Genomic DNA, 22463 nt, shown 5'->3' with positions numbered 1-22463 from the left:
TGAATATTTAGCCGGACTCGATCGCGTCAGTAGCTCTAATTCCACCTAAAATCCTCTGCTAGACAAATCTAAGACAAGTCTAGACCTTTGCTTCTTACTTCACCGGGAGCATGGGATCGGTTATCCCTTGGTAAGCTTTGACGATTTAGCCAACCGTGATAAATTAATTGCTCTCTGTGAGATACCCGACTTCTTTAAGAAGTTGGGTATCTGGGAATTCGGTTTTTTTAGTTGAGCTTACTTATCAGTTATATCGTTTCCGGCTGCATCGGAATGATTTAACCGCAGAGAACACAGAGGACACAGAGGGAGAGAATAGAGATCTGAATCATTCAGATGCTACCGGATTTGATATTAAATATCTACTCAAAAGTAGACTCTACCTGAATTTATACCTACTCCTTCTAGCTGCGAGTGCTAGTCTTCTCCTACTACTTCTACTTCAACAGTTGTGGATGCTTCTGAAGTTTCTGCATCATCTTCATCCTCATCTTCATCTACTGCCGGAGTCAGAGAACCTTCTGGTAGGAGTTCGATTGTCCCCTTTTCTTCCAACCATTTGAGGGTTTTTTGTTTGAGCAAGTCTTCTCGGACAAATTGCTGCAACCTTTCGGGGTCAAAATCTCCTTTCGGAAACTGCTTTCTGACGCTAGCTACTTCTGCTGCTACTTCTGCTGGTTCTACAGACAAAGATTCCAGCTTGGCTATTTCTGCTAGAGCTAGAGACTGCTTGATGCGATGGATGGCTTCTGGACGGGAGCGTTCCCGCATCGGTCCCATGTTTTCTTCAGTAAACAGTTGGTTGATATCTATGCCGTAATTTTTCAATTGGGCTGCTTGTTGGTTCAGCAAGAAATCGACTTCGCGTTCTAGCATTGTTTCGGGAATTTCCACTTCTATTAGTTCCACTAGGGCTTCTAATATTGCTTTTTCTTTATTCCCTGAAGTTTTGCGCTCTTGGTCTCCTTTAAAGCGAGTTTCTAGGGACTCGCGCAGTTCTGCCAAGGTTTCAAACTCGCTAACTTCTTGGGCGAAATCGTCGTCCAACTCCGGCAATTCTTTTTCCTTAAGTTCTTTGAGAGTAATCGTAAAGACTGCTGGTTTTCCGGCTAATTCTTCACTGCTATACTCGTCAGGAAACTGTACAGAAACTTCTCTGGTTTCTCCCGGATTCATTCCGATCATGCCTTGGATAAAACCAGGTACAAACTGATTTTCAGATAATTCTACTTGAAAGTCTTCTGCTTGACCGCCGGGAATTTCTGCGGGAGTTTCGCCTTCTGGTGCGTCTGCAAATCTGCCGGAGAAATCAACTAAAGCCATATCTCCTAATTGAGCTGGTCTGCCTTCTATGGGGATTAAAGCAGCTTTGTCCGATCGATATTTTGCCAATACCTCATCTACTTGAGTCTCATCGTACTTAGCTTCTTCTGCTTGAAGTTGCAAGCCTGTGTACTCACCCATTTTGACTTCTGGTTCTACGTCAACCTTAGCTGAGAATGTCAAGGGCTGTTCCGGGTCAAACTTAGACAGTAACTCTTCAAACTCGGTGCTGAGTTCAAAAGTGCCAATGGCTGCAATTTTTTCTTGTTCCAGGGCTTTTTGCAGGGAGTCATTAATCAAGTTTTCCAAAGCCGTTGCCTTCAATCGAGTTTGACCTAGGCGCTGTAGCAAAACTTGGCGGGGAACTTTGCCTTTGCGGAACCCAGGAATGTTGATCTCGCGAGCAAATTGTTTAATTACTTGCTCGTAGGCTTGTTTTGACTTTTCTGATGGTACTTCGATTTCCAGACCAATTTGGCTAGCTGGAAGTTTTTCCTGGGTTACTTTCATCGGCTTCTTTGATATTTAACAATAGTGATATAAAATACATACAAATCTGACTTTGCCTGCATTTTAAGTTTGTACGCTTTTAATCGTACTGGCACAACTACAAACACCTATACCTGACGAGGCTGCCAATCATTGTTGTGCATAGGTTTTGCGGAGCAGAACGCTTTGTGGAGGTTCAACACACTAATTGCCGAAGCACCATAGCACGTATCGCCTTCAGACGTCAATGCTACGCCACAAAAGCGTCTCAAAGTCAACAATAGGCTATTTGTTTGTGGTTATGGCCACAGGGCAGTTCATTCCTTGCTAAACTAGCGATGGCTACGATGCGATCGCAGCCGTGAGGCTGGAGTGGCAAGTCCGGTTAACTGCGCCCTTGCCATCCTAACCGATTCTGATGTCGCCTAAGATTAATTAAGTTTTATATTGAGTATTGCGGTTATTTAAATTCCAGATTTCGATCGCTTACAATCTAATTTGTGGAGGAAACTAATTTGTCTCAATCCTATCGAGTTGCCATTTTAGGAGCTACGGGTGCTGTCGGTGCGGAGTTGCTAGAACTCTTGCACAGTCGCAGTTTTCCGTTGGCAGATTTGAAGCTGCTGGCTTCGGAACGTTCTGCGGGTGTAAAACTGCCCTTTGGTAGCTCCATGCTATCGGTGGAGGCAGTATCCGATCGCTCCTTTGATAATGTAGATCTAGTGCTGGCTTCGGCTGGTGGGTCTACTTCCAAATTTTGGGCTCCGAAAGCAGTAGCAGCCGGAGCAGTGGTAATAGACAATTCCAGCGCTTTCCGTATGGATGCGACGGTGCCGCTAGTGGTTCCCGAAGTTAATCCCGAAGCAGTGGCATCTCACCGAGGTATAATTGCTAATCCCAACTGCACCACGATTTTGATGGCAGTGGCCGTTTGGCCTCTTCACCAAGTGAGACCAGTCAAGCGCATAGTGGTAGCTACTTACCAGTCTGCCAGCGGGGCAGGGGCCAGGGCAATGGAGGAAATGAAAGCTCAAGCCAGAGCAATTTTGGCCGGAGAAACACCCAAAACGGAGATATTTCCCTACCCCTTAGCATTTAATTTGTTTCCGCACAACACCGCGATTAACGAGTTGGGGTATTGTGAGGAAGAGATGAAAATGGTGAACGAAACTAGGAAAATATTTGGGACTGAAGAAATCAAAATTTCTGCAACTTGTATTCGGGTTCCCGTACTCCGGGCCCATTCGGAAGCCATTAATCTAGAATTTGCAGAGCCTTTTAGTGCGATCGAGGCTAGAGACATTTTAAAGCAGGCAAAAGGGGTTAAGCTGGTAGAAGACTGGCAAGCGAATTATTTCCCGATGCCCGCAGAGGCTAGCGGTAAGGATGAGGTGTTGGTAGGCAGGATACGCCAAGATATTTCTCACCCCTGCGGGTTGGAAATGTGGCTAAGTGGCGATCAAATTCGCAAAGGGGCGGCTTTAAATGCAGTGCAGATAGCCGAGTTGCTCGCCACAAAAAAATTACTGCAAACCCAGCGGGCGGCGGTTTCTAAGTAGCGGGAACTATCCCCATAGGTAAGAGGTTTTGCAGCATCAGGGATTTTAGATTAACGTTTCATCTAAAATCAAAAATTTCAAATCAAAAATCACAAGTCTAAAATCGGAGAAAGTGTGGTAAAGTTTGGACGGGTTCTGACTGCAATGATTACGCCGTTTAAGGAAGACGGCAGCGTTAACTATGCGGTAGCAGAGCAGTTGGCGGTGTATTTAGCCGATCGCGGTACGGATAGCTTGGTACTGTGCGGAACTACGGGCGAATCTCCCACGATGACTTGGGATGAGGAGTACGAGTTATTTCAGGTGGTGCAGCAGGCAGTAGCAGGTAAAGCAAAAGTCATAGCAGGAGCGGGATCGAATTCAACTCGCGAGGCGATCGAAGCTACACAAAAAGCAGCTAAACTCGGTTTAGACGGTTGCTTGCAGGTGGTTCCCTATTACAACAAGCCACCACAAGAAGGTTTGTACAATCATTTTCGGGCGATCGCGCAATCTGCTCCAGAATTGCCTATAATGTTATATAACATCCCCGGTCGCACTGGCCAAAATATGTTGCCGGAAACAGTGGCTCAATTGGCAGAAATTCCGAACATTGTAGCAGTAAAAGAAGCAAGTGGCAACTTAGATCAAGCCAGCCAAATTAGACGCTTGACATCCCCTGAATTTGCCATCTATTCTGGAGATGATTCCCTAACATTGCCGATGCTGGCGGTAGGAGCATCTGGTGTAGTTAGCGTAGCCAGCCACCTGGTAGGAGAGCAACTACAACAGATGATCGAAGCTTTTGAGAAGGGCCAAGTTCAAGTCGCTACCCAGATTCACTTGCAACTATTTGACTTGTTTAAAGCTCTTTTTCTCACCACAAATCCGATTCCAGTCAAGACAGCTCTTAAACTTCAAGGCTGGGATGTAGGTTCCACCCGTCCGCCCCTGTGCGATCCGCCCGTTGAGGTGACTCAAAAATTAAAGGACGCACTGAGTCAGTTAGCACAGATATCAGCTAGCTAGAGAGGCGAGAACGAGTTTTCTGAAAACTAAATATTGGTTGTGATTAGTCATTAGTCCTTAGTAATTAGCTATGAGTTATTAGCTGACAACTAAGAATTGGTGATTGAAGACCCAAGACAACTGACTGTACGGGAGAGTAAAACCCGCAGGAGATTTTTCCATAAATATCATGGAAAAAATATCCCACATCAACAAACAGCAGAAAAAAAACACAAGACAACAGTCAACAGACAAATAACAAAAAACTAACAAAGGATACGCATGATCAAAAATACAACTGGACAGGCTCTAAAAGTTATTCCCCTCGGCGGGCTCCACGAAATCGGTAAAAATACTTGTGTATTCGAGTACGGAGACGAAATAATTCTTTTGGATGCAGGTTTAGCATTCCCGACAGATGGAATGCACGGGGTAAATATTGTCCTACCAGACATGACTTACCTGCGGGAAAACAGCCACAAAATTAAAGGTATGATCGTGACTCACGGTCACGAAGACCACATCGGCGGTATCCCTTATCACCTCAAACAATTTGAAATTCCGGTGATTTACGGGCCGCGTTTGGCTATGGCTTTGCTAGCCGGAAAACTAGAGGAAGCCGGAGTGTCTCACCGCACAGAATTGAGGACAGTGAGGCCTCGCGACATGGTGAGAATTGGCAAGAATTTCTTAGTCGAATATATTCGCAACACTCACTCGATGGCCGACAGTTTCACAGTGGCGATTCACACCCCAGTGGGAATTTTGATCCACACGGGAGACTTTAAAATTGACCACACTCCTGTAGACGGCGAGCATTTTGACTTCCAAAAACTGGCGGAGTATGGCGAAAAAGGCGTGCTGTGCTTGATTAGCGATTCCACTAACTCGGAAGTTCCCGGTTTTACGGCTTCAGAACGTTCTGTTTATCCGAATTTAGACAGAATTATCGCTCAAGCAACGGGACGAGTAATGGTGACGACGTTTGCTTCTTCAGTACACCGATTGCAAATAGTTTTAGAACTAGCTAAGAAAAACAATCGGTATGTGGGAGTGGTAGGTCGATCGATGTTGAATGTCATCGCTCACTGCCGGAATCTAGGCTACATCAAATGCGAAGATAATATCTTCAAACCCCTGAAAGAAATTCGCAATTTACCAGATGACAAGGTACTGATTTTAACCACAGGTTCCCAAGGCGAACCAATGGCGGCGATGACTCGGATTGCTAACGGGGAACATCACGAACTAAAAATCAGAAAGGGCGATACCATCATCTTCTCCGCTAACCCGATTCCGGGAAATACGATCGCAGTGGTAAATACGATCGACAAATTGATGATGCTGGGCGCAAATGTAGTTTACGGGCGCGACAAGGGAATTCACGTTTCGGGACACGGTTGTCAAGAAGACCAAAAGTTAATGATTAACATGACTCGTCCCAAATTCTTCTTGCCGGTGCACGGGGAACACCGGATGTTGGTGCAGCACTCAAAAACAGCTCAAAGCATGGGCATTCCCGCTAGCAATATGGTGATTATTGACAACGGCGATGTTGTAGAATTGACCGAAAATTCGATGCGAGTGGGTGGTAAAGTGCCTTCAGGAATTGAATTAGTAGACTCTTCGCGATCGGGAGTAGTCAAAGCAAACGTGCTTAAGGAACGCCAACAGTTAGCCGGAGATGGGGCGGTAACAGTAGCGGCGGCTTTGAATTGGGAAGGCAAATTAGTGGCCAAGCCGGAAGTACACTTGAAAGGTGTAGTCACATCAGCCGATCGCACCGAGGTGATCCGACTCATCACTCAAACGATTGAAACAATTTTGAGCGATCGTTGGTCAGAATTTGTCAAACCTGCTACGAATGCTGACTCACAAGTTGATGTGGACTGGGTAGGAGTGCAAACACAAATAGAAAAAGCCATTGGGCGAGTGCTGCGACGGGAATTGCAAAGCAATCCCATGCTGGTATTCCTGATGCAAATTCCTGAAGAAGCAGTGCGATCGGAAACTGTGCAAAAACAGCTTTCCATTGAAGCACCTAAACTAGCATCTTCAGTACCATCGCCAGTACCAGCCCCTGTAAATAAAGTAACAGGTCGTCGGCGTCCTCGGACTGCTGCAAAAGTAGCCTCCGTAGTTTCTTAGATTGATAGAAACAGAAAGCCACAGGTTGTATCCTGTGGCTTTCTGTTTTGTTTCTATCATATCAAATCCGGTAGCATCGGAATTATTAGCCGAAATCAGGAGACGGCTTTTGGAGTGTCCTTACCCAAAATCATACTGTAGGGACACTCCAAGAGCCCTTCTTCGTGTCAACTTAAGGTAGAACCGATAGTCCGGCAGGGGTTGAAACCCCTGCCTCAAAGCTAAAGTCCTCTCAAAGAGGACTGAAGAGAAGAATTTTCAACTCATTAGTCCTCTTTTAGAGGACTTTCGCTATTAGACAGGGGTTTCAACCCCGGTTGGACTCGTCGCGGGCCCACAGACGAACTTGGCGGGCTGACAGCTTAAGTTGACACCTATGGGCTCTTGCGCCGTCTCCTCTATATCATTCCGGTGCAGCCGGAATTGATATCAAATCCTGATATCAATTCCGGTTGTATCGGAATGATTTAACCGCGAAGGCGCGTTCGGCGAAGCCGTTCCCGTAGGGTAGGACGCGAAGGAAGAGAAGAGAGAGATGAATACCCGACTTGTTAAACAAATCGGGTATCTCAAGCCCATCGGGCATCTCTTGGCGGTGAAAAAATCAACCGCCAGCAACTGCCGGTACAATACTCACTTCATCGCCATCTTTAAGAGCAGTTTCAGTACCTTCTAAAAACCGGATGTCTTCAGCATTGACGTAGAAATTCAAAAATCTACGAGGTGTTCCTTGTTCGTCGCACAGGCTTTTTTTGATGCCGGGACAATTTGTTTCGAGGGCTTCAATCAGTTCAGAAATGTTTGCACCACCGCATTCTATTGTGGCTTGATTGTTGGTGAATTTTTGCAGTGGTGTGGGAATTAAAACTTTAACACTCATTTTTTTAGTCCTTAGTCAGTAGTCATTAGTCAGCAGTCATTAGTCAACAGTCAACAGTCAGCAGTCATCAGTCAGTAGTCATCAGCTTAATAACGAATAACTAATAACTAATGACTGATGACTAATGACTATTAAACCGAAACTTGCTGCCATTCTAGGCGTTCCAGTGTCCGAGCCCGTTCTAGGGCACGCTCGAAGGCTTCTAGTTTTGGTTCGAGGGTGATGGGTTCGCCGATGTAGCCTTGGACAGCTTCTTGGGTTTTTAAGCCATTGCCGGTGATGTAGGCGACGGTGGTTTCATCGGGGTTGATTTTGCCTGCTTCTACCAGTTTCTTCAAGACGGCGATGGTGGTGCCACCTGCGGTTTCGGTGAAGATGCCTTCGGTTTCGGCTAGCAGTTTCATGCCTTCGATGATTTCGGTGTCGCTGACGGATTCTATGTTGCCGCCTGTTTTGCGGGCGATGTCGAGGGCGTACATCCCGTCTGCTGGATTGCCGATCGCGATCGACTTAGCAATTGTATTCGGTTTCACGGGTTTAACGAAATCGCGGCCTTCACGGAAGGCTTGGGCGATGGGGGAACAGCCGTCAGCTTGGGCACCGCTGAAGCGGACTTTCTTGCCTTCAACTAAGCCGACTTCGGTGAATTCGTTAAAGCCTTTGTAAATTTTGGTGAACAAAGAACCGGAAGCCAGGGGAGCAACTACGTGATCGGGCAATTTCCAACCTAGTTGTTCGATAACTTCGTAGCCTAGGGTTTTCGAGCCTTCGGAATAGTAGGGGCGCAAGTTGATGTTGACAAATCCCCAGCCGTGTGTATTGGCTACTTCGCAGCAGAGGCGGTTAACTTGGTCGTAGTTGCCGTGAACTGCCATCACGGTTGGATTGTAAATTAGGGTGCCGAGAACTTTGCCTGCTTCTAAGTCGGAGGGGATGAAGACTACGCAGTCGAGTCCGGCGTGGGCTGCGATCGCCGCCGTAGAGTTAGCTAAATTACCAGTGCTGGCACAGGATACTGTTGTGAAACCTAATTCTCTCGCTCTACTGAGGGCAACGGACACCACTCTATCTTTGAAGCTAAGAGTGGGCATATTGACCGCATCATTTTTAATATAAAGATTTTTTAGACCCAGGCGACGAGCTAGGCGGTGCGATTTTAATAGAGGAGTCATGCCGGTGCCGACATCGATCACGTTATCTGTAGCGACGGGCAGAAATGCGCGGTAACGCCAAATCGAGTTTGGTCCGGCTTCGATGGTTTGTCTGGTAACGGTGCGGCGGATAGCATCGTAATCGTATTTGACTTCTAGCGGCCCGAAACAGCAATCGCAGACGTGTTTTGCTTGAAGTTCGTATTCTTCGCCGCATTCTTTGCACTTGAGGGCTGTGAAGGTTGCTGCTGTCGATTGGGTTCTGGTCGCCTGGGTCATAGCTAAACTCTCCAGTTTTGCAATGTTGTTAACTCTTTTCGCAGAATACCACGGTGAAATTAGTGCGTCAACCATACCCGATTTTTTTAGTCGGGATTGATTTTTGAGTGAGATGGTGGTTGTTTAACTTGCATCGTTGGGTGGGCTAGGTGCAAGACTCCACAAGGCTTATACTCGTTTTCTGCCTCTGCCTGGAAATCCGCAGCGGTGGGTTTTGCCTCTTGGTCGATCGAGTTCAAGGAGGATTTGACGAACAATTTGTTACAAAACTTAATATTGGTTATTGGTGTTAATTCCAATGCCCCATCCGCCATCCCCCCTTGGGGAGGTAGGGGGTGACAGGTGTAGGTTTTTTACAACGGGGTAATATGGAGATCTTTTGACACTTGGTCACACCAGGGCGATCGAACCAAACACGTGGAGGCGCAAACAACCTCAATGCTGAAGAATAAGCATCTTAAAGATTAGTCATGTATCGTCTCTCAACGAATGGCTCACCTGTCGATACCTCAAGGGATGGGATTAGCTACTTGGAGATTCGGTGGGGTCAGGACCAAATCTAACTGACTACTGACTAATCAACTATTTTTTGCTGTTTATAAAGTTCCTTAAACTTACGCTGCTGCTGATTATGATCTACGATGCGATCGGGATAAGGAAGAAATTTGCGTTCTAAGGGCAAAATATTTCCCGTTAGCAAAAGTTTCGTATCTACTCTGCGCAATTCAGGAACCCAGTGCCGAATATATTCACCTTCCCGGTCAAATTTTTGAGCTTGACTCGCGGGATTAAATATGCGTAAAGGCTTCGGGTCCATACCACTGGATGCACTCCACTGCCAGCCACCATTATTAGCAGAAAGGTCGCCATCTATCAATTTTTGCATAAAGTATTTTTCCCCCCACTGCCAGTTAATAATTAAATCTTTAGTGAGGAAACTAGCGACTATCATCCGGCACCGATTGTGCATCCAACCAGTCTGATTCAACTGCCGCATTGCCGCATCTACAATCGGATAGCCAGTTTTGCCTCTACACCAGGCTTGAAAAAGTTTTTCATCATTTTCCCAAGGAAAGTCTTTGAAGGGTTGACGGTAGGGCCCATCTGCTAATTCAGGAAAATTATACATTGCGTGTTGATAAAATTCTCGCCACGCTAATTCCTGTTGCCAAGTGCGGATATTTTTCTGCCCTTCTTCGTTGCGACAATTATCCATTAATCTCTGGGTAGCTTGCCAAACTGTGCGAATGCCGATGGCACCAAATTTGAGAGCAGGGCTGAGTTGGGATGTGCCATTAATTATGGGAAAATTACGTTGGTCTTGATATTCGTAAATTGCCAAATCACAAAATTCTTCCAATTTTTGTTGCGCTGGATTTTCTCCTGGTTCTATTAACAAGGGATTTTCCCAAATAAAGCCCAAGTCTCTGGCGCTAGGCAACATTTCCATTGCACCTGCTTGGCGTGCAATTTCTGTTTCTGCTGCGGTTAATCCTGTCATTTCTTCTAAAGAAATGATGGGCAGTGTCTCTACTGGTTGGGTTTTGGGTAGGCTGTTCCATTTTTTCCAAAATGGTGTATAAACAGTATATGGATTTCCCGTGCCTGTGCGAATTTCCTCTGGCGCGTGCAGTAGTTGATCCCAGAAATTTTTGACTTGAATTCCTGTTTGTGCTAGGGCATTAGATACTGCAAAATCACGTTTTTTTGCATAGGGTTCCACATCCCAGTTCCAAAATACTGCTTTGGCATTTATAGCTGTGGCTAGTCTGGGGATGGCTTCACTAGGTTCATCTTGAATTATCAGTAATTGACTGCCCGATTCCGCGTAACTCTGCTGAAGTTTTTGCAAACATCCCATCATGTATGTGACTCTGGCTGGGGCTACGTCATCAAGATTGAGGAGTTGGCGATCTAGACAGAAGAGGCCTACTACTTTCGGGCTTTGTTGCCTTGCTGCTGCTAGTCCGATGTTATCACAAATACGCAAATCTCGGCGATGCCAAAATAAAATTAGATCAGACATTCGATTTTAGATTTTAGATTTTAGATTTTAGGTTTGAGAACAACCTCCACGGCTCAATCCGCGAGATTGTCAGCAAATCATTTTAATTTAAAAAAGGACGGGCTAAAAAGAAGCTAGAAATAGATTTTGCATCTATGGGTTCCCCAGATAAAATCGCTGTTTCTAATTCTTCAGGAGTGAATAAAACGGTTTCCATGTCTTCATCATCGTCTTGTGCTGGTGGCTTCTCCAGCTTTTCCAAATCTAGGGCTAAAAAAGCATAAATGATTTCATCTGAATAACCGGGGGCGAGCAAAAATTCCCCTAATTTTTGCCATTTACCCGCGCGATATCCTGTTTCTTCTTCGATTTCGCGTTTAATAGTTTCGGCGGGGTTTTCATTAACTTCTATTGTACCAGCGGGAAATTCTAAAATTCGCCCTTGAGCCGCAAAACGATATTGTCGCACCAAGACAAGTTTACCTTCGGGGGTTACTGGTACTGCTAGGGCTCCGCCTGGGTGACGAATACATTCCCATTCGCCTTCGGCACCGTTGGGAAGCCGGAGAGTGGCTACGTCAAAATTAAATTTGCGTCCTTGGTAAAACAGGCGTTGTTTCAGGACTTTGGGTAGTTCTCGATCGCTCGACATAAGCAACAAATGAATAATTTGAGAGTACACTGATTTATGACATCATATCAAATCCGGTTGCATGGGCATGGGAAATTGGGAATTGAGAAGTAAGTGATAATTAGTTTTGTGTCTTTTCTAGACTATCATTTTTTCTATTCCCGAAGAATCTGCCGTTTGGACCATTTGTGCGATCGCACTTCCTGTCACCGGATGCACCCAATCCGGGGCAATTTCTGCCAAAGGGACTAATACAAATGCTCTTTCTGTCATTCGGGGGTGAGGTAGAGTCAGCGTCGGAGTTTGTAGGACTAAATTATCATATAACAGCAAATCTAGGTCTAGGGTTCTGGGTCCCCATTTTTCTTGGCGAATTCGATTAAATTTTATTTCTATTTCTAATAAAGCTAATAGTAACTGTTCTGGTTCTAGGGTAACTTCTAGGATGGCACAGGCGTTGATGTAATCGGGTTGTGGTGGCCCGACCGGGGCTGTTTGATACCAGCTTGAATGAGATTTTACTTCTATTTCTGGGGTGTTGTTTAGAGTTTCGATCGCGCTTTTGAGAATTGTGAGGGAGTCCCCTAGGTTGCTACCGAGGGCGATGGCGCATTTTGTTGATTTCATTGGAATTTGAATTGGAATATTTTAACCGCAGAGAACACAGAGAACGCAGAGGGAGATAACAGAGATGAATAAGTCTGATGAAGAGTGGATTTGATATAAGTCTCGATGGTTCTGTAACAAATTGTTTTAATTTTGGCTTAATTTATGCTTAATCTTTGTTGATTATACTTGATAAGTATCAGTGTTTAATTTGGAAATTAATGAGTTTTTACCGTCTCCTTTTGTCTGCCTTGATTCTAGTCACTATTAATTTTACATCAACTACATCGATCGCCTTGGCTGAAACTAAGGAAACCAATCTTACCGTAAATTCCGATGATAGTCAATCTTTTGCCAGTTTAGTACAGCAGGCGGAAGATTTAGCGAAAGAGTCGATCGCCCGCGAGTTCCAAAACAATCCCGGATTGACAGAGGTGACGATTATAGTTACAGCGGATCGCAGCAGACGAATGGTTCCTGTTTTGCGATCGAGAGTATCTCGCAACCAGTGGCAGAAAGATTCCAGAATCGAACAGTGGACTAGATATTTTGCCGATGCTAAATACCTCTTGGGATTCAGAGAGGGCAATATTTCACCAGCCAATTCTGGACCATCGCAAACTATCAACGTACCAGCACCCAGCCGGCCGGCCTCCCGACAAAACGATCCAGGCTTTCGAGATGACTAATGGGGAATTGGGAATTGGGAATCGGGAATCGGGCATCGGGCATCGGACATCGGTAACAAATAACCAATCACCAATAACCCTTCGACTCCGCTCAGGGCGACGCAAATAACCAATAATTAACCAAAATATAATCTCACTTTAATTAACCTTCATGTTAACTTCCCTTAATTTAACAACGGTAAAATCTCATAGAGAATCACCAGATTAGGGATGTGGGGTTGAACAGGAATTTATGTCTAAAATAACTCGCCGACAACTGCTAATTTTCTTCGGAAGCAGTGCAGCTACAACTGTGCTTGCGCCTCAACTAACTGAAACACTATTCGGCATCAATTCCACCTCTGCCGAAGCTGCGTTCAGTCCGATATCTTTCACTCCATTAAGACTTCCTCACCCACTGCCAGTTTATCAAGAATTGTCGAGCTTTATGCCAACCGGCCTAAACGGACAAGGAACTGTGATGGCGGCTTCGCAGAATACTAAATTAACTAGCTACAACGTTGTTGACGATGTAGTTGTACCACCGGAATACGAACGCTATGTGATTCTCCGCTGGGGCGATCGCGTTTTTCCCGATCTATCCGACTATTTCGGCTACAACAACGACTACACAGGCTTCGTAGGCCTTCGCGGCAGCAATGACGACGGCTATCTCTGGGTCAACCACGAGTATGTATCCTTCCCAATGTCAAAACAGGCACCGGAAACGCCGACAGATTTGGCATCATTTCCCGCAACCGATCGCGCCGTCATCGGTCTAGACTTATCCGTAAAGAATCGCGCTACCTTGGGCGAATTCTTGTACAATATGGGTGGTTCGATCGTCCGCATCACCAAACAAGCCAATGGGAGATTTGGCGCGATCGCCCGCGACCCCCTCAACCGACGCATCCACGGACTTTCCGGCCTCGGAATCAACAGCCAGCGTGCCGACCAATACAAAGATGTCACATCCTGGGGAAGCAGACAAGGCGACGACAAATATCTTACAGGTACCGGCCCGGCGGCCACCCAAGTTTTCGCCCAAGTCAACAGCGACGGGCTGGGAAACCGGATCATAGGTACTGCCTACAACTGTTCCGGTGGCACAACCCCCTGGGGTACAATCCTCTCCGCCGAAGAAAACTTCCAAGGTAGCGAACTATTCTTCGTCGGAGTTCAGGAAAACATCAAACCCAACGGCGCCCAAACAGGCTACGCCAAGGGGACTACAGGTGAAGAATTCGGCTTAGTCGGCGAAAAATACGGCTGGATGGTAGAAGTCGATCTCCAAGATCCGAATTTCCGCCCCCGCAAACACACTGCTTTAGGTCGTTTCCGCCACGAAAACGTCGCGATGCGCGCCGAAGCAGGCCGCAAGCTAGTAGTGTACATGGGTGACGATCGCAGAGGCGGACACACCTGGAAATTTGTCAGCAACGGTACTGTCACCAATCCCGCAGATAAAAACAATAGCCGCTTGTTTGAAGACGGCACTTTGTACGTTGCCCAATTCAATCGTAACGGTGCTGGAAGATGGCTACCACTGGCATTAAATAGCCCAACAAATCCAGTCAGTCCCAAAAAAATGGGCGAAGCCGAATTAGCAAGTTTTGGCAAAGCTCAAAGAGATGCCAATACTCGCTTACCAAAACGTGCCGGAATTGCCGGTCAAACCGAAGACGGCGGTTCTTTTGTAGTAGACACAACTAATGAAGCAACAGCACTTCCCGGCTACAGAAATAAAACTCTTGCTAATTTCTACACCAGCCAAGGTGCGGTTTTAGTTGATGCCTTTTTAGCTGCTAATTTAATTGGTGGCACTCCGACGGCGCGGCCTGAAGATTTGGAAATTCATCCTACAACTAAGGAAGTTTTCATTGCTTATACTGACGGCGCACCGGGAAGCGACGGCTATCCAGATTCTCGCATTTTTAATGTTGCGAAATACACTGCCGCCCTCAACAGCGGTCAGCAGTCGGGAGGAATTTACAAGATAATTGAAGATAGTTCCGACGGTGCGGGTTCGACATTCCGCTGGCAACGTTTTAGTCAAGGTGGAGAAGCCGGTGCGGTAGCTGGGGCGGGATTTGCTAGTGTAGATAATTTGGCTTTTGACACTCAAGGTAATATTTGGGGTGTCACTGATATGTCTACTAGCACGCACAATGGTTTTGATGTTGGTTCTGCGGCAAAACAAGCTGCGATCGACCACAAGAAGACTGGTAATACATCAGAATTTACTGGTGTTTTCGGCAACAATTGGCTGTTTTATATTCCAACGAACGGCCCGAATGCAGGAAGTGTAATTCCCTTTGCTTACGGGCCGAACCGGTGCGAAATCACTGGTCCAACTTTTATCGGAGATACGCTGGTAGTTGCGGTGCAGCATCCTGGCGAAGATTGCCCGATCGATGATGGTACTGTACTCAGCCGACAAATTGAAATGTTGGATTTGAACGGTGCTGTTTTCAATCAGACTCGGACTGTTTCTCGCGGCAGTTTGTGGCCGAGTAATATCTCGAATGATTCGCGTCGTTCGCCCATGCCTTCGGTGATTGGGATTCGTCGCTTGCGATCGACTACAACGGGTCAGTTTGTTTAAATAGGACTTACAATGGTGCCCAGAAACCGGGTTTTTGTCCAGGTATGTCGTCGGAGTCGGCAGATTTGGTAAAAACCCGGTTTCTTTGGTCGAGTGCGTAAATCCTGCTTAAGAAATTAGGAGACGGCTTGGCCTTAGTCCCTACCCAAAATAACATTGTAGGGACTAAGGCCAAGCCCATTGGTGTCAACTTAAGCTTGAAAGCCTTCCAAGTCCATTAGTCATCCCGCGAGTCCGACAGGGAATTAATTCCCTGTCTAATAGCTAAAGTCCTCTCAAAGAGGACTCAAGAGTTGAAAATTCTTCTCTTCAGTCCTCTTTGAGAGGACTTGCGCTTTGAGGCAGGGGTTTCAACCCCTGCCGGACTATTGGTTGTACCTTAAGTTGACACCAATGGGCACTGCCGTCTCCTCTATATCATTCCGATGCAACTAAGAAAATTGTACTTGGCGATATAAATCGGCGATCGCAATTTCTAGATTCACCGATTCAAGTTGCAAGGAATCGCCAAAACCATACTCCGATAGCACCCATTGCCCCTGTTGATTGCGCCGAAACATCTCTACTCCTGGCTGTTCAACTTGTACCAAGACATACTCTTGCAGTGTTGAAAATTGGCGGTATTTCGCAAATTTAGTACCGCGATCTACTGCTTCGGTGGAAGGCGATAAAACTTCGATAATCAAGGAAGGAAATTGCACTAATTGTGGATCGTTATCGCGATCGTCGCAAGTTACCACAACATCAGGATAAAAATACTTTCGCCCTAGTTCTGCCTGTAGTTTCACAGCTAAGATGTAAATCTCGTAGGGGAGATTCAGGCGATCGTCTAATAGCTTGAAGAAGTTGATGCAAATCCGATTATGATTGCGGGTTTCGCCTCCTATCGCGACTACTGTGCCATCCCAATACTCGTAGCGTTCTTCTTGGGTGGGTTCCCAAGCCAGGTATTCTTCTGGGCTCATCGATAGGCGATCGGGTAAGGCAACCATAATGCGATCGGGAATGAAGTATGTTTCTAGAATAGCTTGAAGAAAAGGGCGATCTGATTTTGGATTTTAGATTTTGGTTACAACTCATTGTTGTCCCTTCACGCTATTTCTTTGCTAAGTTTCTCCTGCACCCACAAATTTAAAAGCGTTTCTGGAGAAACACCTTGACGTTTAGCGATGGAACGAATTTGCTCTGATAAAGTTACTTCAACACGATAATATATGATCTCAGATTGAAGATTTACTGAAAACTCAGCAGCATCAGTTTCCTCCCAATAATCTGCCAGATCGCGATCGTCCCAAAACTCGCCTATTTGCTGATAAGATTCAGCTTCTGAGATAGCACTTTTACGTTTTCTGGTATTTTCTTCGTTCAGCATTTGTCATGTCCCGTGCAGATAAAATTAATGCTTGCCTATCTTCTTTATAAACAAAGAAAACAATCAAGTAGCGTCCGGCATCAGTTTGTCCCAAAGCAGCGTAAACATTTTCATCCTGACGATGCCCTTTTTCGACAAAGCGGAAAACTGCAAAGTTCTCAAAGACTTCTCTAACTTCTTGTGGGCTAACAGAATGTTTTCGAGCTAGTTTTTCAACGATATCTTCTAGCCAGATAAAGCCTGTGATTTCCACTTGATTTATATGTCCTTATCACTGCTCACTCCTAGTGTATCATAGAATGCCAGCAATGGTTGTATCCATTACACTGCATGGGCGATCGCATATTGCTTCAACACAGGCGGCACAGTGTAACTACTTCCTTGTTGTTCTATCAAGCAGCGCCGCGATAGAGATTGCAGCGCATTTACCAAATCTGACAGCGGGATTGTATCATTTTCAAGTAATTTTATGCGATCGATCGGCTGGCTTTCCCTCGCCAACAAGGAGATTACTTGTTTTTCTAGTTCCGATAGGCGATCGAACTTAGGTTTTGTAATTTGTTTGGGAATGCCCAATAGGTTATGATATGTTTGTTTGCAGTTCTGTTTTTCTCCGGTAATACCAATTTTTTATGAGGCTGCATAGAATCCGATCCCCCCTAGCCCCCCTTAATAAGGGGGGGACAAGATTCTTCTCAAAGTCCCCCTTCCCCCCTTGGGGGGGGCTAGGGGGGGGGTGGGGATTTAGGGGGATCGGGATCTGATTGGAGAGTTTGAAAACACGCCCTAGCCCCCCTTAATAAGGGGGGGACAAGATTCTTCTCAAAGTCCCCCTTCCCCCCTTGGGGGGGGCTAGGGGGGGGTGGGGATTTAGGGGGATCGAGATATATGCAACAACCCATTAAATTGGTATAAGGTTAAAGTTGATTTTTGATGAAGGTAGGCAATTAGAGGTTGTGCAGGCAATTGAGCGGGTGAGAGACGGAATTCTCTGGAAACCTGGAAAAGCAATGTCTCATTTACTCAAAAGGATTAATTTAGGGCATTTAGAGCAGGACGCGACCCTTGAAGAATATAATGGAGTTATCAGTTTTATTGTTAGGGATGCTGACGCTAAAGTTTATGTGTACGTCTACGGAAAAACGTTTTATCCCACAGTTACCAGCAGTGTAAACAACACAATATGGCTGGTAATGATGGGCTTGGATGGAGTTTTAGAAACGGCTTTTCCTCCAAAGGAACCGGAAAGCTACCTGGCTAATTCAATGTTTATTTATGTAGGTTTAGTTAAGGATTTGTTATGAATATTTTGCTAAAAAACTATTGTGTAATGGTTGAATTTCCTGATGTGAGTGGGGCTGAACATTTAGAAATGTTGCAACTTAGAGATGAGTTGGCAAAAGTGGAATCTCAACTGAGTGAGGAAGAGAAAGGTTTATTAGCAAATGCCGATCGACGGTTAGTTGAACAAGCAAGGGAGTTTTACGAGGAGTTGTCGCGGTTTGTAGATTTGGCTGAGAAGCGTAAATTTGAAGAGATTACGCCTCAGCGTTGGTGGTGGTATTTGGATGTTTTGGCATTGTTGCCGAATTTGAGGAAACAAGAGTTGACAAGCGGTGTTGTTTGAAAAGTTGATTCATTGTCGATGTTTGTTAAGTGCGATAATCGAGTTTTGATATATTGCTTCATTATAGGTGACAAAGTGTAACTACTTCCTTGTTGTTCAATCCAGCAGCGCCGCGATAGAGATTGCAGCGCATTTGCCAAATCTGGTAGCGGAATTGTATCATTTTCAAGTAATTTTATGCGATCGACTGGCTGGCTTTCCCTCGCCAACAACGAGATTACTTGTTTTTCTAGTTCCGATAGGCGATCGAACTGCTGCTGTAAAACATCTTTCAAATCTTCTGGTAACAATATGGTATCATTTGGTAATAACTCAGTCACTGCTCCTCCCAACTCAAGAATCAGAGTCGCCACGCTTTTTAACCATAGGGGATTGCCTTGGTAGCGATGAATGAGAGTTTCACTGTTGTCGCTTTCTGCTAACCCATAATCTCTGAGTATTTCCCGTGCGGCTGCGATGTCTAAACCTTTGAGTTGTAAGGTACGAATGGCAGTATTTTGGTTTTTAACTTGGGTCACTTCTCTGGGTTGTTCCCAACCGATTAGCAGCAAGCAACTTTGATGGGATAATTTTTCTATTTGTTTGAATAAAGATCGATATTCTTCGCATTCTGGTTTATATTTTCCTGCCGATTCGCTGCTACAGAAAAGGTTGTGAACGTCATCTAAGACTATTAAACAGCGATGGTTTTGCAAATACTTAATCAGCGGTAAGCGTTTCTGGTTGGTTGGGGACAAATCTTGTTTTTCTGAATTGGATAAAAGCTGTATTAGGTTAGATTGAAATTTATCTATGGTGGGGAATTCGTCTAGGGTGTACCAAACTGCGTACTCAAACTCGTCTTTGATTTGTTGTACGAGTTTTACTGCTAGGGATGTTTTGCCGATGCCGCTGATGCCGGTGAGGGTGATGAGGCGGCTGTGTTGTTGTAGAATCCAGGTGGTGAGGGTGTGGAGTTCGGAAGTGCGATCGTAAAAAGTGCCTAATTCTGGCATCTCGCTTAAATCTTGATGTGGAGTTTCAGGTTGTTTTAAGTTAGATGTTTCTTGATTTGGTGGGTGTGAGTTTGGGATATTTGGTGGGTGTCTTCCTTCTCCACAGAGGTTAAAGATACCAATTCCTACAACAACATCTTTTGAAAAGTTTGAAACATTAGAGACTTGGAACCTGTGAATTGCCGACGCAAAATTCTTTTTATTGACATCTTCTCCCAACTCTTCTGAAAGTAATTGCCATAATTCCGAAGCCGCATTCCTAACACGACTTTCAGAACAGTCCAAGTCTTTGGCTACGTGCTTGTATGTATCGTGTTGTAGAGTTGCTTTTAGTACCGCCTCTTGTAAATCATCAAGGTGTTGACCCGTTTTCTCGAAGACTATCTTATCTGCAATGTTTAACATTTCTTTAAGATTCATCGGCTTAAGAGGCTGGGATGATTTTGTGTATTATCGCACAGTTTTAGACATTTTAGTATATTTTTAGATATTTTAGTACAAAATTAGATTTAAAGAGAGTGAATGCGGGGAAAGATTGGGGGCAAAATAGGACATTTTGCGGACTAGACAAAGCTTTGATTACTACGGAAAATAGGAGGATTATTAAAGTGTAAGTTCAGGGCTAAACGTTAGTCGTTGATACCTTGTAATGATGCTTTAAGTTTACTACTTAAATTTACCACAAAGAGGTATTAACAATGGCTGGCGTAAATTTTGACCCAATTGAAATCACCAAGGTCCTTGTCTTTGCAGAGAGTAAACCGTCATCTGACAACTATAACGAGCATATTAGACTTGAGATCGAACCTGGTGTAACAGCTGAGAATTATCGAGAACGTCTTGATAGAAGAGCACCCTCCATTACCTACGATATGACCGCATACATGAATAGCGAGGACGGGGGTGGCGGGCGCTTCGCGTATCCATCGCTGTTTCCTGCTGTGGAAAAATTTTTCAATAAAAAAAACGAGATTCCAGATGGTAACTATACTTATGATCAAATCACAGAAATTCTGGGATTAGAAAAAGGTCTAACCATTTTGGGAAAAACAATCAAATTAGGTGATCATGAAATAACTATCTCGCAGTATGGAACCGAAATCAACAGCGAGGACTATGTTAAGCGCTCATACATATTCGGTGAAACCAGTTTTAAAGTCACTAAAGAAAAGATGACCTTCGAGGTAAAAGATGGTAAAAGAACGATCAATGGTATGGAAGTGCGTGCTTATGACGACAATTTCGACTATAGTTCTGGTAATCTACTTGTTGGAGTGGCTAACTGGGTGCTCGACTCCGAGTTAAATCCTTATAAGTTGGCTCGTCTTCCAGTTGAGATAAAGTTTGACGGGCCGGGAAATTTTTATCCGGCTTACAGCGAGGAAGAGTTTGAGCTTGAGAGTCAAGTTCAATCAGGTTCTGGTAAGGGAAATTTTCCGGGCGGAGTTGAAAAGCTCAACAAAGAGAGGGATCAATACATAGCAAATCTTAGAAAAAATGATCCCTTCCTGTCTTACGAACGTGGGAATTTGTCAGTGATTTATGGCACTCCCAAGAATGATGATCTTAGCCCCTCGGATGCAAAAAAATCGGTTAATCCTAGCGAACCTTTTCTTATAGTCGGTGGTGCTGGTGACGATACTTTAAGTGGCAGCGCATCGGACGATGAGCTTGATGGAGGTGAGGGATTTGACACAGCAGTCTATAAAGGCGTGGAAGATGAATATAACATACAGAATTTGGCTGATGGCTCCCAACGAATCAGTGACAAGATTCCATCGCGCGACGGTACAGACATCCTTAAGAATATAGAGAAGAAAGTCTTTAAGAAGGGGTCAGCACAAGATATCTGCTTCGTCATTGATACCACCTCTAGTATGTCTGATGATATTGATGAAGTTAAAGCCCGTGCTAGTGAGATTATCAACATAGTATTGGGAGAGAAAAGTGACTCTCCTGACTCTGTGAGTCCTGACAAGACTAACTCTGGTGGCTCTCGAATTGCTGTTGTTGGGTACAATGATCCTGCAACAAATACCTTTCTACCCTTTACGGATCAACCTGACATTGAACAACGGAAAACTGCCGCTCTCAACGCAATCAATAGTATTTCGGTCGGTGGTGGTGATGACTTTCCTGAAGTAGTTAATGCTGGCTTAATCCGCGCTCTGTCTGGTGATGCTGGAGAGTGGCGTGCAGAGGCAGATGTCCGACGAATCATCCTGTTTGGCGATGCACCACCCAAAGACACTGAACTTCGGGCACAGGTACTTGCACTTGCATCTAATGTGGGAAAGTCAGTATCTGCTAGTAGTCTCCCCAGCTCGATGTCAATTGCAGGTGATATTAAGACCAGCAACATTGCAAGCAACCTTGCTGTTACACGCTTCGCTTTACAAACCGATAATCAAGCCAAAATCCCAGTTGAAATTTTCACGATTCAGATTGGCAATGATTCAAGGACTGCGGCTGATTTTCAAAGCCTTGCCACTGCAACGGGTGGTAAAGCTTTAAAGGCAGCCGATGCTTCTAAGATTGTTGACGTAATAATTGAAGCTCTGGGAACATCAGCGCAAAATCAAACCGTTTCGATTACCACACCTGTGCAAAATATTATTAATGGTAGTCCCAATAATGACCGACTACTTGGTTACAGGGGCAATAATATCTTGATAGGATTAGAGGGCAATGACACATTATATGGTGGCAAAGGTAACGATATGGTAGATGGTGGTGTCGGTGACGATCAAGTATGGGGAGATTTAGGTCAAGATATTCTGATCGGTGGTCCAGGTAGTGATACATTTTTCATTACAGGGAACTCGGCTGTGAATTTGCCAGAGCAAGCAGATGTCATTACAGACTTCCAGCCGGGAGACAAAATAGGTTTAGCGAGTGGCTTGTTACTAAATCAGCTTGTGTTTAAACCAATTACCTTACAGTTAAATGGAGGACTTCCCACTGTTTCTACTGCAATTAAACTTAACGAGAGTTATTTAGCAATAGTTCAAGGCGTAGAAACAAGTACACTAACTCCAAATGTTTTCATAGGTGTGTGAATCAGCGCTTAAACTATTAGTAAAGCGTGAGCTTTATTAAGAAACCGGGTTTCTCAGATAACTTAAGCATCGCCGCCGA

20 protein-coding genes are annotated in these 22463 nt (G+C 44.9%); 8 read left to right on the top strand and 12 right to left on the bottom strand.

Features of this window, described 5'->3' with window-relative positions; all coding sequences use genetic code 11:
• Window positions 1-417: 417 nt before the first annotated feature.
• The gene (gene tig / locus ACBR23_RS13685) at window positions 418-1833 is read right to left on the bottom strand and encodes a trigger factor (protein ID WP_371119724.1); all 1416 of its coding nucleotides are present in this window, start codon (window positions 1831-1833) and stop codon (window positions 418-420) included.
• A 494-nt stretch (window positions 1834-2327) separates the two neighbouring features.
• Here tig and ACBR23_RS13680 point away from each other — a divergent pair, with 494 nt between their 5' ends.
• From ACBR23_RS13680 to ACBR23_RS13670, 3 genes are all read left to right on the top strand, one after another.
• A complete protein-coding gene (locus ACBR23_RS13680) occupies window positions 2328-3371 on the top strand; it encodes an aspartate-semialdehyde dehydrogenase (protein WP_371115365.1) in 1044 nt (347 codons plus the stop codon).
• Between the two features lie 114 nt (window positions 3372-3485).
• Window positions 3486-4379 (top strand): 4-hydroxy-tetrahydrodipicolinate synthase, encoded by an 894-nt coding sequence (dapA, locus tag ACBR23_RS13675; protein WP_341738003.1) that lies wholly within the window; start codon window positions 3486-3488, stop codon window positions 4377-4379.
• 261 nt (window positions 4380-4640) lie between these two features.
• A complete protein-coding gene (locus ACBR23_RS13670) occupies window positions 4641-6506 on the top strand; it encodes a ribonuclease J (protein WP_371119725.1) in 1866 nt (621 codons plus the stop codon).
• Between the two features lie 604 nt (window positions 6507-7110).
• Here the strand turns inward: ACBR23_RS13670 and ACBR23_RS13665 are convergent.
• From ACBR23_RS13665 to folK, 6 genes are all read right to left on the bottom strand, one after another.
• Window positions 7111-7386, bottom strand: coding sequence for a MoaD/ThiS family protein (locus ACBR23_RS13665; protein ID WP_371115367.1), 276 nt, complete (start codon window positions 7384-7386; stop codon window positions 7111-7113).
• Between the two features lie 131 nt (window positions 7387-7517).
• Window positions 7518-8816 (bottom strand): threonine synthase, encoded by a 1299-nt coding sequence (gene thrC, locus ACBR23_RS13660; protein ID WP_371119726.1) that lies wholly within the window; start codon window positions 8814-8816, stop codon window positions 7518-7520.
• 86 nt (window positions 8817-8902) lie between these two features.
• Complete coding sequence (locus ACBR23_RS13655; protein ID WP_371125654.1) at window positions 8903-9115, bottom strand: hypothetical protein; 213 nt, start codon at window positions 9113-9115, stop codon at window positions 8903-8905.
• 275 nt (window positions 9116-9390) lie between these two features.
• Complete coding sequence (locus ACBR23_RS13650) at window positions 9391-10842, bottom strand: FAD-binding domain-containing protein (protein WP_341737998.1); 1452 nt, start codon at window positions 10840-10842, stop codon at window positions 9391-9393.
• Between the two features lie 82 nt (window positions 10843-10924).
• Entirely contained in the window at window positions 10925-11473 is a 549-nt protein-coding gene (locus ACBR23_RS13645) for an NUDIX hydrolase (RefSeq protein ID WP_341738049.1), read from the bottom strand.
• Window positions 11474-11590: 117 nt separating this feature from the next.
• On the bottom strand, window positions 11591-12079 hold the full coding sequence (folK, locus tag ACBR23_RS13640) for a 2-amino-4-hydroxy-6-hydroxymethyldihydropteridine diphosphokinase (protein ID WP_371119727.1): 489 nt from the start codon (window positions 12077-12079) through the stop codon (window positions 11591-11593).
• A 200-nt stretch (window positions 12080-12279) separates the two neighbouring features.
• Here folK and ACBR23_RS13635 point away from each other — a divergent pair, with 200 nt between their 5' ends.
• Both ACBR23_RS13635 and ACBR23_RS13630 read left to right on the top strand, forming a co-directional pair.
• Window positions 12280-12747 (top strand): hypothetical protein, encoded by a 468-nt coding sequence (locus ACBR23_RS13635; protein ID WP_371119728.1) that lies wholly within the window; start codon window positions 12280-12282, stop codon window positions 12745-12747.
• A 232-nt stretch (window positions 12748-12979) separates the two neighbouring features.
• A complete protein-coding gene (locus ACBR23_RS13630) occupies window positions 12980-15331 on the top strand; it encodes a PhoX family phosphatase (protein ID WP_371115369.1) in 2352 nt (783 codons plus the stop codon).
• Window positions 15332-15762: 431 nt separating this feature from the next.
• On the opposite strand, the gene ACBR23_RS13625 is transcribed toward ACBR23_RS13630, so the two are convergent.
• From ACBR23_RS13625 to ACBR23_RS13610, 4 genes are all read right to left on the bottom strand, one after another.
• Window positions 15763-16323 carry a Uma2 family endonuclease gene (locus ACBR23_RS13625; protein ID WP_371119729.1) on the bottom strand — a complete coding sequence of 187 codons (561 nt, stop codon included), beginning with the start codon at window positions 16321-16323 and terminating at the stop codon, window positions 15763-15765.
• Window positions 16324-16421: 98 nt separating this feature from the next.
• The gene (locus ACBR23_RS13620) at window positions 16422-16703 is read right to left on the bottom strand and encodes a CopG family antitoxin (RefSeq protein ID WP_340524553.1); all 282 of its coding nucleotides are present in this window, start codon (window positions 16701-16703) and stop codon (window positions 16422-16424) included.
• The gene (locus tag ACBR23_RS13615; protein ID WP_371119730.1) at window positions 16672-16956 is read right to left on the bottom strand and encodes a BrnT family toxin; all 285 of its coding nucleotides are present in this window, start codon (window positions 16954-16956) and stop codon (window positions 16672-16674) included. The genes ACBR23_RS13620 and ACBR23_RS13615 overlap by 32 nt, the downstream gene beginning before the upstream one ends.
• 68 nt (window positions 16957-17024) lie before the next feature.
• On the bottom strand, window positions 17025-17279 hold the full coding sequence (locus tag ACBR23_RS13610; protein WP_371119731.1) for a hypothetical protein: 255 nt from the start codon (window positions 17277-17279) through the stop codon (window positions 17025-17027).
• A gap of 347 nt (window positions 17280-17626) precedes the next feature.
• Here ACBR23_RS13610 and ACBR23_RS13605 point away from each other — a divergent pair, with 347 nt between their 5' ends.
• Both ACBR23_RS13605 and ACBR23_RS13600 read left to right on the top strand, forming a co-directional pair.
• Window positions 17627-18007, top strand: a complete 381-nt coding sequence (locus tag ACBR23_RS13605) for a hypothetical protein (protein WP_371121436.1) — start codon at window positions 17627-17629, stop codon at window positions 18005-18007.
• Window positions 18004-18330, top strand: a complete 327-nt coding sequence (locus ACBR23_RS13600) for a hypothetical protein (protein ID WP_371119733.1) — start codon at window positions 18004-18006, stop codon at window positions 18328-18330. The genes ACBR23_RS13605 and ACBR23_RS13600 overlap by 4 nt, the downstream gene beginning before the upstream one ends.
• On the opposite strand, the gene ACBR23_RS13595 is transcribed toward ACBR23_RS13600, so the two are convergent.
• The gene (locus tag ACBR23_RS13595; protein ID WP_371119734.1) at window positions 18249-19745 is read right to left on the bottom strand and encodes an NB-ARC domain-containing protein; all 1497 of its coding nucleotides are present in this window, start codon (window positions 19743-19745) and stop codon (window positions 18249-18251) included. The two genes, ACBR23_RS13600 and ACBR23_RS13595, sit on opposite strands and share 82 nt — an antisense overlap.
• A 278-nt stretch (window positions 19746-20023) precedes the next feature.
• Here ACBR23_RS13595 and ACBR23_RS13590 point away from each other — a divergent pair, with 278 nt between their 5' ends.
• Window positions 20024-22384, top strand: coding sequence for a VWA domain-containing protein (locus ACBR23_RS13590; protein ID WP_371119735.1), 2361 nt, complete (start codon window positions 20024-20026; stop codon window positions 22382-22384).
• Window positions 22385-22463 lie beyond the last annotated feature (79 nt).

The sequence above is a fragment of the Microcoleus sp. genome (assembly GCF_041354475.1).
GTDB lineage: Bacteria > Cyanobacteriota > Cyanobacteriia > Cyanobacteriales > Microcoleaceae > Microcoleus.
Note: the sequence above shows the minus strand (reverse complement) of the source record. Positions and strands in the feature narration are given on the sequence as shown.